Genomic DNA, 13592 nt, shown 5'->3' with positions numbered 1-13592 from the left:
AGCAACGCGACTTGCTTACCATTCACAATCCAGAACACAGCATCGCGAAAGCCCCACGAAAGTAGCACGCAATGCAATAGCCCGATATACCTCTTAAGTAATCGAAAAGGTCCAGCAAAACGGGAAGAATGGTTACATTTGTAACAAGAGCAGAAGGATGGAAGACCGATGAAGATATCACGGTCAGCCAGGCCGATAGCGGGTAGATTAGGCGGGTCTGAGCAAGGGGACTCCTCAGATCTCCAGGAATCCCTCTTTACGAATTCTTCTTTAGAAGTGGTGCAATTTTTCTTCGGAGACAGACTCCGGGGGACGAGTCTCTCTCTCCAGCGAGCGGCTCACCAGGTCACGGGAGCCCAATCCCACCGCCAGGGCGAGTGCCAACACTATGCCGCCGAAGAGGATGCCGAACGCCAGATCAACGATGCCTCCGGCAATGGATAGGTGATCGAGCACCATGGCTGCCGTCAGCACCAGCACCAGCCATTTCACGCCGGAACTCAGCAGCCGTGCATATTGCAGGTTCATATTCACGGCGCCAATCAGCACGCTGCGAGCCAGGAAGCGAGCGACCACGTTGCCTACAAGAAGAATGAGCACCGCGCCGACAAGACGCGGAAGATACGCCAGCAGATAGCCTGCCAGCAAGGACTCCGCCGATGCCGCCTCAAATGCCGAAAGACCGACCATTACTCCTGCCAGCAGGCAGGCCCAGAAAGCGATGCGAGCCAGGATCCGCGTAGGTGTTTGCGTGGGAGACAATTCGATCAGGGCGCTTCTCTCCAGGTGCAATCTCTCGTCGAAACGCACTGCTCCCAGGATTCGTCGCACAAGGTAAGCTGCCAGCCAGCCAATCGCGAGAAAGATCAATAACGCCAGAACAAACGCCAGAAGCCCAGGCAGCAGCATCGCCACTTTGGTAAAGACCCTCTCCACCGATTGGTGAAGCGACTGCTGAATCTGATCCCACATATTCTTCCCTCTTCCTGGCTACCGAATCTTAAGTCTATGGATTAAAACGATCCGGCCAGCGCCAACGCGATAGCAAATACGGCTTCCCCGCCTCATAGGCCTGGGCAAGTGACTCCAGCCTGGACTCGACAACAGAGGAGCGCGCATCACCCAGTTCCAGAACGTAGGACGCAACCCACCCCAGGTAGAGAGGAGTAAGAGCGCCCAGGACGTGACTTCTGCTGAGATTGCGCAGATGATGCGCCAACGCAAAGTCATACACAATACGAACCCACAGCGCATCCGGGATGCGGAATTGATCCGGTGCGAGACGCGTAATGCGCTTCAACTCCAGCAGCGTAATCGGCGGCAGTATCAAGGACCACACTTCCTGCAGATTGCGGGCGCCGAGTTCGAAAGAGTCGATCAGGGGACGAACATCCACCGTGTCCCCCCCGTTTACCTTCACTGCCCGGCTGACTGTAGTCGCGACCTCCTGCGAACCTCGGATGCGCTGCCAGATCGACGCATTTCTGTCCATCTCATCGAACAGCGATCCCAGCACTCCTCCCAGAACGGTGCTCAGGTCAAGCCCTTCATTTTGCGCTTCATGGCGCACCCCCAAATAGGTCTGCCGCACCCGGCCCTCGATGCGCACAGACTCGACCGATGGCCACACCAGCGTGCTTTGCCCCGCGAACCTGCTGGTTGCGCCTCCCTCCGCCAGGGTACCGAGCATCTCAGCCGAGACTCCAAAATCCGGGGCCAGGGGGAAGCGAATCCGCTTGCCATAGAGCGCGCGCGTCATCGGATACAAGATACCCTTGTTGAGCAAGTCGTCCAATGGACCCGTCGCATAGATTGGCATGCACAGATCCCATTGATTTCCGAAGATCGGATTGGCCAGTGACTGGATAGCCGACGAGTCCATCGCCGTCAGATCGTGCGAAGCAATCACACAGACCTTCACGCCTGCGCTCCGGGCAATCGATTCCACGGCTGCGAGAGAAGCATGGGTCGCCAACGAAGCAACGACGGCTGGCTCTTCTGGAGACGGCACATACGGCAGGAAGCGAAGTCCCGGCATCTCCTGCTGCATCGCCCCATTCTCCGCCGGGCGCTCGGACTCCTGGGGATAGGCGACCACCCAGCGCAGCGACGGAGTACCGGAGGCCAGCCCCTGAAACGCCGCTCGGCTCGCGGCATAGAGCTTCTCAAAGCTGACAGGAGAGGTGATCCCTATCAGCAAGTCAGCCTCGCCGGACCTCTCGCTCTGCTCTTCTAGCGCCACTGGAGCTTGCAATCTCTCCATCAATTAGGGTTTCCCGACTTTCATATGAGCTAGCCCATGATGCTGGCAAGGTTACCCTCTAATGGAGTGCAAAGCGACGCCGACGGTTGTTTGCAACCCAAAGAAAGGTTCCCAACCCGTTACCCTGTCCAGATTCGGGCCTCCTTCCTTTCCCTGCCGCCAGATGGCTCTTCGCAGATAAACTCAAGCGATAGAGATACCTTGCCCGGACGCAACAGCCGGCGGGAGGAAGGAGAACCTCACGATGACGGTGATCACAGGATGGCAGGATTCCGCCGCGGAGACCACCCTGCCCGCTGGTGCCGTGCATCTCTGGGCCTGGCGGCTGGGCGACCCTCAGGAGTCCCCTGAGCCGGACGTCTCCTGTCTCGATGACGGCGAAATCCTGCGCTACCGCCACTTCCGGTTTCGTCCGGATCAATTGCGCTTTGCGGCAGCCCACGTCCATATGAGGCGAATTCTCTCCGGTTATCTCGGACAGCCGCCGGAGTCTCTGGCATTTGCAGCGGGCGAGGGAGGCAAGCCGGCGCTCGCCGGCAGCAACGCCCTCCGTTTGCGCTTCAACCTCAGTCACTCCAAAAGCTTCGGAATCCTCGCTGTTGCCTCCGACCTGGAGCTGGGCGCCGATGTCGAGGAACCCCGCAAAATTCAACCCTCCCTCGTCGAAAGGTACTTCTCCCCACTGGAGCGCCAGACGCTCTCCGAGCTGCCCTCAGAGGAGTGGCTCCCAGGTTTTCTCCGCTGCTGGACGCGGAAGGAGGCAATCTTGAAAGGGGAAGGCATCGGTCTTCGAGTCCCGCTCAGTGCCTTCGATGTCTCCCTGCGGGCGGAGGACGCGCCTGCGATCCTGGGCGTCCGGGCGCCAGCCGCCTTCCGCTTTCCCTGGCAGCTTTATGATGTTTCGCCCGATCCCCACGCCATAGCCAGCCTCGCGGTTTCGGCTCCTCCCGCCAGCATCCACCTGTTCCGCTACCGGACTCGTTGACTGGCTCAAGGTTGCGGTTCGCCGTTATTGTTCGCACGAAGGGACAAAATTCCCGCCAGCGGAATCTCTACCCAGGCCGGACGGTTCTTCAGCTCGTAAAGAAGTTCATCGAGCGTCTTGTCAAACACATACCCCCGCAGAAGCAGTTCAAATGTCTCCGCCGTCGCCGGAACCAACTCCGCATTCTGCACAGTCGTGCGGTAGCTCCGCAGGAACTCTGAAACAACCGCCTTATCCCATAGCCGTGACCAATACTTCAGGCGATCCTGGTGCTCCGGCCGTCGCGCCGCGTAGCGCATCCGCGCCGCATACGCTGCATAGCTGAAGGAGCGCACCATACTGGCAACATCCTTGAGAGGCGATTGTTTCCTGCGGCGTTCTTCTATCGACTGCGTCGCCGGACCATCAAAGTTGAGGATGAAAACGTCCGACTTCGACCGCAGCAACTGGCCCAGGTGGTAGTCGCCGTGGATACGAGTCCGCAGGGCGCCGAACTCAGGCGGCGGAAAAGATCGAACCCGATCGAGGATGGTCCCGCGCCGGCTCAGAACCAGCGCCGCCATATCCACCAGTTCATCGGGAAGGCTCGGGACGCTCACCTTCAACACCGCAAATGCGTGCGCCGTGTGACGGCCGATATCCTCTCGCAATTGCACCAGATCCGCGTTGGAAAATCTCTCCGGGGCAAAGGCGGCCTCCGAGGTCGGAGTGGCCAGCGCAAGATGAAGCTCACCCGTGCGCCTGCCAAGGGTACGTGCAGCATCAAGCGAGATTTCTATGTGCTCGTTCACGCCTGGCGGAACCGCAAACTCCGTCGTGGAGATCAGGCTCGCATCTATCGCGGCAAAAGTTCTAGCGGGAACCTCCAGTGATGAACAACGCTCATAGAAGCGATCCAGCTCTTCCAGCGTCCACTGCCATCCATCGCCTTCGTTTTCTATCAGGTCCTGCAGCATGGCGACTGTCGAAGTCTCGCCAGCCTCAGAGATGTAATCGATTCCGCCACCGACGGGCAACAGGTTGCGAAAACCCGTAGAGTGCCACAAATACCGATGCATTTCCCGGTCAGGGTTTGGGCCCGCCTCCTGGCGCCGAAATATCTTCATAGCCCATCGATCCGCAGCCTGATCGCGAAAGATCAGTGTGGATAGATTCTGCTCGCCGGTCGGTCTTCGGACGGTCATCGGCGGCGCATCTGCCTCCACTTTTGCGAGATCGTCCTTTGCAACACCGCGAAGCTCACCATACAAGGTCGGCAACGTGCCCGAAGAGCGGATCAGGTCCAGCAGCTTCTCTGCGGCAACATCGGAGAAGAATGCGTCGTACAACAGCCCCTCGCCCTGCCCTCCGTGGATTGTAGCCAGAACCGCCTGCGGAAAGTTTGTCCGGATACCTTCCACCGCCTCGCCAAAACACATCGCCATCGGAAGAAGGTAGAGATCGCTCAAATCCTCGGCATAACTCACACGAAGCAAAACAATCACAGGCTCCCCATCTTTCGCTAAGGACCGATTCGCAATCTCTACATTGCGAATCGGCTGGGATCTGCTTACGAACCAGCGCTGGCGCTGCAGATAATCCGGGAGCACATCCACCTGCAGCCGCTCCAGATTCTCGCCCGAGAGCACCACCGCCCAGTCAGGTTTTCCAGGCATTTCCAGACCGTCCTGCCCCTTTAGCGCAGATCCGGTATCTTCTGCCGTTTGCTGCAGTTCGAACCACAAAAAACCATAGGGTCCCAGCGTCAGCGGATAGGGCTGTTTCCCAATGTGCGGAAATTCAATGTAACCGAGCATCTCCACCGGAACCATACCGTCATACGCCTGCAGATCGAGTTGAAAGGGTTGTGCGAACCGCGACAGGTTGGCCACGCAGAGAATCCGCTGTCCATCCATCTCCCGCAGATACGCCAGGATCTTGCGGTTGGAAGGATTCAGAAACGTTAACGTGCCGCGCCCGAATACCTGAAAGATCTTCCGCAGCGCAATCATGTTCCGCGTCCAGCTCAGCAGCGAAGAAGGATCGCCCTGCTGGGCCTCAACGTTGACTGCCTCATAGCCCCACACCGGATCCATCACCACCGGGCTATAGAGGCGTGCGGGGTTTGCACGGGAGAAGCCCGCATTGCGATCGCCGTTCCACTGCATGGGAGTGCGAACACCGTTCCTGTCTCCCAGGTAGATGTTGTCCCCCATCCCAATCTCGTCGCCATAGTAGAGAATCGGAGTTCCCGGAAACGAAAACAGCAAGCTGTTCAGCAACTCGATGCGCCGCCGGTTGTTGTCCAGCAAGGGCGCCAGTCTTCTGCGAATTCCGATGTTGATGCGCATGCGGGGATCGGCGCTGTAAGCCAGATACATGTAGTCCCGCTCATCGTCGGTCACCATCTCCAGCGTCAGCTCATCGTGATTCCGCAGGAAGAGGCCCCATTGACAGGTGTCAGGAATCGGCGGCGTCTGCGCCATGATGTCGGTGATCGGCAGGCGGTCTTCCTGGCGCAGCGCCATGTAGATACGCGGCATCAGAGGAAAGTGAAACGCCATGTGACATTCATCGCCATTTCCAAAGTAAGGAAGCACATCCATCGGCCACTGATTCGCCTCGGCCAGAATCACGCGCCCGGAGTAGTACTGGTCAATCTCGGCGCGAATCCTCTTCATGACCGCGTGCGTCTCCGGAAGGTTCTCGCAGTTCGTTCCCTCGCGCTCCACCAGATAAGGAATAGCGTCTACCCGCAAGCCATCCACGCCCATATCCAGCCAGAAGCGCATGACGTTGATGACCTCTTCCAGCACGCGCGGATTGTCGTAATTCAAATCCGGCTGATGGGAGAAGAATCGATGCCAGTAATAGGCATTTGCGACCGGGTCCCAGGTCCAGTTCGACTTCTCCGTATCGGTAAAGATGATGCGCGCATCTTTGTACTTCTGGTCGGTATCGCTCCAGACATAAAAATCCCGCTCGGGCGAACCCGGCGCAGCACGCCGCGAGGCCTGGAACCACGGATGCTGATCCGAGGTGTGGTTCACCACCAGTTCGATCATCACCTGCAACCCGCGGTCGTGCGCTGCGTCCAGAAATGCCTTGAAGTCCTCAAGCGTCCCATAGCTGGGATGGACGCTTACGTAATCGGAAATGTCATAGCCGTCATCGCGCAGCGGGGAGGGGAAAAATGGCAGGAGCCACAGACACGTAATACCCAGCTCCTGCAGATAATCCAGCTTCTGCAGCAACCCGGGAAAATCACCGATGCCGTCATTATTGCTGTCGAAAAATGCGCGGACGTGCAACTCATAAATCAGTGCATCTTTATACCAGAGAGGATCGGAGGCGCTTCCCCTTTTTCTTCCCGATGCAAAATTCCGCGCGTTGGCGCTGGGTCCACCCTGTGCCGAGTCATGCGTGGTAGTCAAAATCTCTCCCCGATTGCGGACGTCCCGCACCGCGCTGCACTCCCCAGCTCCCATCCAGACATACAATCGCATCCGTCCTTCCTTCTCATCCTTACAGCCACTCCTCACTGATATCGCTCCTAATGCAGATGCAGATTCCGCGCCAATCACTGCTTCCGCCAGCTCATCTTCCCGGCACGGATACCTCGAACTTCGCATTCAATCCATCTTGTAGAAAAGATTGTTCAGCGACTCGGCAAGGGTAGGGTGGGAGAAGGTCGCATCCCGCAACGCCGATACGGTGACATTCCCCATCATGGCAACCTGGAGAATCGTCGCTATCTCGCCCCCTTCTATCCCTAGAATGGCTGCTCCCAGAATCGTTTCGCCGTCTTCATCCACCACAACCTTCATCACCCCGCGGGTCTCCCCCGTCTCCAGCGCGCGCGCAACGGATGTCATGGACATTCGAGCAACGTGAACCTTCTTCCCTGCGCGCTTCGCCTCCGTTTCTGTGATCCCAATTCGGCCCAACTGTGGGTCCATGAAAACCGTATATGGCACCATCCTGTGAGCCGTGCTCGCCTTTCCGCCGAGCAATAAATTGGTACGAAGAATGCGAAAATCGTCATAGGAGATGTGGGTGAATGCGGGTCCCCCCTTGACATCGCCCAGTGCAAAGATTCCCGGAGCAGTCGTCTCGAGCCGCTCATTCACACGAATGTGTCCGCTTTTCTCTGTTTCGACAGAAGCCGCGCTCAGATTGAGCTCGCGAGTGTTGGGAGTGCGACCAGTAGCCACCAGCAAATGCGATCCATGCAGCGTTTGCTGCTTCTCCCCCTGCGCAAAAGTCAGCTCCAGCCCCTCGCCGCTCTTTGCAATGCGCCGCGCGTCGGAACCGAGATAGACTGCGATGCCATCCTCCGAAAATATCTTCTGCACCTCTTGCGCAATGTCGGGATCTTCCCGCGACAGAAGCTGCGTGCCAGTCTGAATGATGCTCACCTGCGATCCGAAGCGGCGAAACATCTGCGCAAACTCAACGCCGATGTACCCGCCCCCCAGGATGATCAGGTGCGAAGGAACGGCATCCAACTCCATGATCGATTCATTGTCCAGAAACGGTATCTGGTCCAGTCCCTCCAGCTTTGGAACCGAGGCGCGGGCTCCCGTATTGAGAAAGATTTGCTCAGCCGACAGGGTCTGCGTGCCGCCATCGCGCAGCTTCACTTCGATCGTCTTCGCATCGGCAAACGACGCTTCGCCCCACACGATTTCCAGATTCTTCGTGGACTCGAGACTCTTCTGGCTGCCGTTCCGGAACTGGTCCACCATGTCGCGCTTGCGCTGGCGAACTGTTTTCATGTCGATCTTAGCCGGTCCGCTTTCGACGCCATATTCGGCAGCGCGGCCCACGGCATAAGCCACCCTCGCGCTGGCCACCATCGTCTTCGTCGGCGTGCACCCTTCGTTGATGCACGTGCCTCCGATATGCTTGCGCTCGATCAATGCAGTGCTTAGTCCAGCCGCGGCCAGCGCGCGAACAAGTGGGTTGCCGCCCTGCCCTGAGCCAATCACTATCGCATCGTAGTGCTTTCCCGCCATTAGTCCCTCCCGGCACCCAGACCAATTCACTTAGAAGCGAGAAACAATCAGCAGGCCGCCAGCCAGGGCCAGAACGTCCTCCGTCACTGCTACCGGAAAATCCGGGAGCCTGAACCGTCGCTTTACATAGCGACGAATATAGTAGCCCGCCACTCCCCCAACCACACCGCCCATGCCTCCTGTTAAAAAACCATAAATACCACTCGAAGCATGAGCGGAGATGCAAAGCGCAACCCCGCAGATCCCTCCCAGAACAAAACGAGCTGCTAATGGTCCCGGAGTGTTACGGCCGGGGATGTTGGGCAATTTATCCGCAACCAGCTCCCCCATCGCCAGCAAGGTGAACAATATGACCGCAGGCAGCGTTCCGAGAAAAGCCAGGCGAGAACCGCCCAGGTTGAGCCATCCCACGCGGGCGCCCCAGCAGACCAGCGCAGGCGCAGTCATGGAGCGAAGACCGCAAACGCATCCCAGAGCAAACACCAGCTTGAGCAGCGCATCCGTGCCCATTCCAGCCTCCGTTCGGAACTCTTACAGAGCACATCTTTCACGATTCACTGCTTCAGCGAATGCAAAATCCGGGATGAAGGCAACGATGCCGTTCCCCTAGGTCACCAGCAACAGCTTGCCAGTCGTGCGGCGTGCTTCCAGGTCGCGATGCGCCTCCGCAGCCTGGGCCAGGGGATAAATAAACTCCATCCGCACTTTCAATAAGCCGCGTTGCACCCAGTCGAGCACATCTGTTGCCCGCCACTCCAGCTCCTGCCGCGTATGGATATAGTGTCCCAGGGATGGACGGGTGATAAAGAGAGAGCCTTTGGTCGAAAGCTGTATCAGATCAAATGGCGGAACCGCTCCGCTGGAGGCTCCATAAAGCGCCATCAGCCCACGTGGGCGCAAGCAGTTCAGGGAGCGTTCGAAGGTTGTTCTGCCTACCGAGTCATAGACCACGTCCACGCCTCGCCCATCGGTCAGGCGCCGTGTCTCCTGCTCAAAGCAACACTCCGTGTAGAGAATGACCTCTTCCGCGCCAGCCGCGCGCGCCAGGGCGGCCTTCTCCTGTGTGGAGACCGTTGCAATCACACGCGCTCCAATCCGTGCCGCCATCTGCGTCAGCAGCAGGCCCACTCCCCCTGCGGCGGCATGGATCAGCACCAGATCTCCACTCTTCAGCTTGTAGGTAGAGTGGGAAAGGTAGTGTGCGGTCATCCCCTGGAGCATCACCGCGGCCGCCACCTTCAGGTCTACCCCATCCGGCACGCGGACAAGCTGGGACGCCGGGACCACCGCATACTCGGCATAGCTGCCAAGCACTCCGCACCACGCCACCCGGTCTCCCGGCTTCAGGCCATTGTGGACTCCCGGTCCCAGAGCCTCCACCGTACCCGCGCCTTCCTGTCCCAGGACCAGCGGCAGATCGGCCTTGTACCGCCCTTCCCGGAAGTACACGTCGATGAAGTTCACGCCGGAGGCCTGGACCTTGACCAACACCTTGCCGTCCGTCGGCGCCGGAGTGGGAATGTCCACCAGGTTGAGTACGTCTGCTGATCCTGTTTCGCTGATCTGTATCGCTTTCATAGCAAGGTAAGCATGCAACGAGGGCCTTGCACGAGGCAAGGCCCTTTGGGCAACACATCAAAAACTTCAGTAAATTTGGCGCGTCTTAAGACTGCGCATGGTTAGTTGTCGTGCAGCATGCTCGGCTCTTCCGGGCTGCGCAGCCTGACAAGCCTGTCAATGGCATAGGGGGAGCGGTGTGCCGCTGTGTGGTAATGGCGGACCTGCAGTTCACCCAGCAAACCAATCGCCAGCATCTGGATGCCAGCCAGGATCGTCACGCCTGCGATCACGAACAATGGACCATGCTGATCCATGACGTGTTGATGCGTAACAAGCTTCAGCACCAGCAGGAAAGTGGAGATCGCTGAACCCAGAAGAATACTCAGTGCGCCGAATCCGCCGAAGAAATGCAGCGGGCGCGACATGTACTTCAACAGGAAACGAATCGTCATCAGGTCGAAGAAGACGCGGAAGGTGCGCGAAATCCCATAGTGGGACTTGCCCTTCGGACGATTGATATTCCGGATCGGAATCTCGCAGATGCTCGCGCCATACCACGAAGCCAGCGCCGGAATGAAGCGGTGCATCTCGCCATACAACGGGATATTGTGGATCACTTCCCGGCGATAAGCCTTGAAGGTCGTGCCGAAGTCGTGGATATCCACGCCGGAGAGCTTGGCCATCAGCCAGTTCGCGCACCGCGATGGAATGCGCCGCATAATCAAGTTGTCAACGCGATCCTTGCGCCATCCGCTGACCACGTCATATCCCTCTTCCAGCTTGGCGAGGAATTCAGGAATCTCCTCCGGCTCATGCTGCAGATCGCCATCCATCGCTAGGATGAACTCCCCCTGCGAATGGTCGAATCCGGCTGCGAGCGCGGAGGTCTGTCCGAAGTTGCGGCGAAGCTTCACCACAAGGACGCGGCTGTCTACCGCAGCAATCTCCTCGAGAAGCTTGTAGGTGCGGTCGCTCGAACCGTCATCCACAAATACGAGTTCAAAACTATCCCCTAGCTGCTCCATAACGTCTTTTAGACGGTCGTAGAGGGCGGTTACAAAATCTTCTTCATTGTGAAAGGGGACGACGACGGAGTACTTAGGCATATATACAAGTATACCCTCGGTACCACCATCTAACCGTTGAAAACATCTTGATTTAGTGATACAGCCCGCCGGAATCAAGGCGCATAACCCGGCATGTAACATGCCGATTGCCGTTACAAGACTCATGACATCGGGCTTGCCTTAAATATAGATCCTTCGCTTCGCTCAGGATGACAATGCTCCGCTCAGGATGACAATGCTCCGCTCACGGGAACAACCGCTTCGCTCAGACGAGACAATAAGTAAGGCTCAATCAGGGCTCTCGGGGTTAACTTCTTTTGATTTCCTCTTCTACGAATGCAATTGCCTGGGCGCATGCCGCATGGTCCACATCGTTGTGCGTTACAAAACGGATCGCGTGAGGGCCAACATTTCCGCATAGCAGCCCGCGCCTCTTGAGCCGCTCTACCAGAGCCAGGGCATCGCCACGGTCCTTCAACTGGAAGATCACGATGTTGGTCTGCACTCCCTCCGGATCGAGTTCCACCTGGGGAATACGTGCCAGCCCCTCTGCAAGAAAGTGCGCATTTGCGTGGTCCTCGCCCAGCCGCGCGGTCATCTCCTCCAGCGCCAGAATGCCCGCCGCCGCCAGAATTCCTACCTGCCGCATGCCGCCTCCGAGAGCTTTGCGGTAAATGCGCGCCCGATCGATCAATTCGCGGCTGCCAACGATCATGGAGCCCGCCGGAGCGCAGAGCCCCTTCGACAAGCAGAACATCACGGTGCTGAATCCGCGCGTCAGCTCTGCCACAGGCACACCCAGCGCCGTCGATGCATTGAAAACCCGCGCTCCGTCCAGATGAACCGGCAGCCCAGCCTTCTCCGCGCCATCCCATATCTCTTCCAGCACGGCCAGCGGAGTCACCGTACCTCCCGCCATGTTGTGCGTATTTTCGAGTGAGATCAGCCCCGTCTGCGCGCGGTAGTAGAGCTTCGCTCCGATCGCCGGCTGAATGTGCTCCCACGTCAGGATGCCGCGATCCGCATACACCGTACGCAGTTGGCAGCCGGAAAAGGCGGAGACCATGGCCATCTCCCAATCCAGGATGTGAGCCCGCGACTCGCAGATCACCTCCTGCCCATGCTGCGTATGCAGCCGGATGGCAACCTGGTTCCCCATCGTCCCCGTGGGCACAAAGATGGCGGCTTCGCGGCCAAAGACCTTCGCCGCCTTCTTCTCCAGCAGATTCACCGTGGGGTCTTCTCCATAGACATCGTCCCCCACCTCTGCCGCCGCCATGGCTGCGCGCATCGCCGCCGTTGGCCGTGTCACCGTGTCGCTGCGCAGGTCGATGATTGCCGTCGCCTGTTGCTTCACCACCTCAGGAACAGCAAGAGTCTCAATGGACATCCGTTCTCCTCTGCTTCAAACTACCGAAATCAATTCGGGGCGCGAAGACTCTTCGCTGGTCACCGCGATAAATCGCGCGAATACATCGTTGGAGATCAACCGGCCTCGACTGGTCAGCCGCAGGCGGCCTGCATATTTCTCCAGCAGCTTCTCCTCCAACAACTCGCTGAGCACTGGCCGAAAAGCGTCTACCTTGGCCCTGCCATACTGCCGGGTCAGCGTCCCCAGGCTCACTCCGCGAGCCAGCCGCAGACCGAGAAACCACTCCTCTTCCATCTGCTCCACTTCGCTTAAATGGAGTATCGAAGGGTCGCGGGGACCGGCGAGGTATTCGCCCAGATCGTCCGTCGTGGCCAGGCGCAGGGTGTGCCCATCCTCGGCAATCAGCATCGAATGAGCGTCCACGCCCAGGCCAAGGTAGGGCTGCCTCTGCCAATACCTCAAATTGTGGCGGGACTCCGCACCCACTCGTGCAAAGTTGGAAATTTCGTACTGCTCAATGCCCTGCTCGCGCAGAAAGCCGATCGCTTCCAGGTACATCTCCGCCATCGCATCATCGTCCGGCACGGCAGCGGCATGGTACCGTCCCCCGTCTGCCAGCAGTTCCCGGCCCAGTCGCGAACCATCATCCACTTCAAGCATGTAAATGCTGGCGTGGTCGGCTCCGGTCGCTGCCAGCGTCTTCAGCGACTCATGCCAGGACTCCATCGTCTGATATGGCAAGCCCGCGATCAGGTCCACATTGACGGAAGCAATGCCCGCGGACTGGACACGCTTCACATCCCGCAACGCTACCTCGCAATTGTGCAGGCGGCCTGTTACCGCCGCTTCCCTATCTACAAAGGACTGGACGCCAAAGCTGACGCGGTTCACTCCACAATGCTGCATGCCCTCTAGAAAGGCATCGTCGATCTGTCCCGGCGCGCACTCAATTGTGATCTCCGCGGAGGGCGCCACGCGAAACTGCCGGTGAATCTCTGCGAAAAGACGCTGCAGCAGATCCGGCGGCAGGATGCTCGGCGTACCTCCCCCGAGATAGATGCTGTCCACCCTGCGAGGCAAGGGAGCCTTCTGCTCCTCCGCCCAGGCCCGCATCCTTTCCAGGTCACCGCAAAGCCTGTCCACGTAGCCGGGAAAGGCGCTCGACGGGTAGACGCCGGACGCAAAATTGCAATAGCTGCATTTGGAGCGGCAAAACGGAATCGAGATGTAAAGTCCGAGCGAATCCATGGCTGTCGGAGTGTCGTCTTTTATTTTCCCACGTTTCCCACGCCCTGCCAGCATCTCTGCCGAATGTGGCGAATCAGCCACAGTCCGCGTCCCGCTGGGC

The 13592-nt window shown here is 58.5% G+C and carries 10 protein-coding genes; 1 reads left to right on the top strand and 9 read right to left on the bottom strand.

Annotation, left to right across the window (positions count from 1 at the left end; translation table 11 throughout):
- Nucleotides 1-270: 270 nt before the first annotated feature.
- Both VM554_15475 and VM554_15470 read right to left on the bottom strand, forming a co-directional pair.
- A complete protein-coding gene (locus VM554_15475) occupies nt 271-972 on the bottom strand; it encodes a hypothetical protein (GenBank protein ID HVJ09777.1) in 702 nt (233 codons plus the stop codon).
- Nucleotides 973-1006: 34 nt separating this feature from the next.
- Complete coding sequence (locus VM554_15470) at nt 1007-2263, bottom strand: hypothetical protein (protein ID HVJ09776.1); 1257 nt, start codon at nt 2261-2263, stop codon at nt 1007-1009.
- Between the two features lie 244 nt (nt 2264-2507).
- On the opposite strand from VM554_15470, the gene VM554_15465 reads away from it, so the two are divergent.
- Nucleotides 2508-3248 carry a 4'-phosphopantetheinyl transferase superfamily protein gene (locus VM554_15465; protein ID HVJ09775.1) on the top strand — a complete coding sequence of 247 codons (741 nt, stop codon included), beginning with the start codon at nt 2508-2510 and terminating at the stop codon, nt 3246-3248.
- A gap of 5 nt (nt 3249-3253) precedes the next feature.
- Here the strand turns inward: VM554_15465 and treS are convergent, their stop codons facing one another.
- From treS to hemW, 7 genes are all read right to left on the bottom strand, one after another.
- A complete protein-coding gene (gene treS, locus VM554_15460; GenBank protein ID HVJ09774.1) occupies nt 3254-6733 on the bottom strand; it encodes a maltose alpha-D-glucosyltransferase in 3480 nt (1159 codons plus the stop codon).
- Nucleotides 6734-6859: 126 nt separating this feature from the next.
- The gene (locus tag VM554_15455; GenBank protein HVJ09773.1) at nt 6860-8245 is read right to left on the bottom strand and encodes a mercuric reductase; all 1386 of its coding nucleotides are present in this window, start codon (nt 8243-8245) and stop codon (nt 6860-6862) included.
- Nucleotides 8246-8275: 30 nt separating this feature from the next.
- A complete protein-coding gene (locus VM554_15450; protein HVJ09772.1) occupies nt 8276-8755 on the bottom strand; it encodes a DUF4126 family protein in 480 nt (159 codons plus the stop codon).
- Between the two features lie 96 nt (nt 8756-8851).
- On the bottom strand, nt 8852-9823 hold the full coding sequence (locus tag VM554_15445) for a quinone oxidoreductase (GenBank protein HVJ09771.1): 972 nt from the start codon (nt 9821-9823) through the stop codon (nt 8852-8854).
- Nucleotides 9824-9924: 101 nt separating this feature from the next.
- Nucleotides 9925-10911, bottom strand: a complete 987-nt coding sequence (locus VM554_15440) for a glycosyltransferase family 2 protein (GenBank protein HVJ09770.1) — start codon at nt 10909-10911, stop codon at nt 9925-9927.
- Between the two features lie 268 nt (nt 10912-11179).
- Nucleotides 11180-12262: a GntG family PLP-dependent aldolase gene (locus VM554_15435; protein HVJ09769.1), complete on the bottom strand. Its 1083-nt coding sequence runs from the start codon at nt 12260-12262 to the stop codon at nt 11180-11182.
- Between the two features lie 15 nt (nt 12263-12277).
- Nucleotides 12278-13573 (bottom strand): radical SAM family heme chaperone HemW, encoded by a 1296-nt coding sequence (gene hemW, locus VM554_15430; protein ID HVJ09768.1) that lies wholly within the window; start codon nt 13571-13573, stop codon nt 12278-12280.
- Nucleotides 13574-13592 lie beyond the last annotated feature (19 nt).

The sequence above is a fragment of the Acidisarcina sp. genome (genome assembly GCA_035539175.1).
GTDB lineage: Bacteria > Acidobacteriota > Terriglobia > Terriglobales > Acidobacteriaceae > JANXZS01.
The sequence above is the reverse complement of the archived record's forward strand: the minus strand, read 5'-3'. Positions and strand labels throughout refer to the sequence as shown.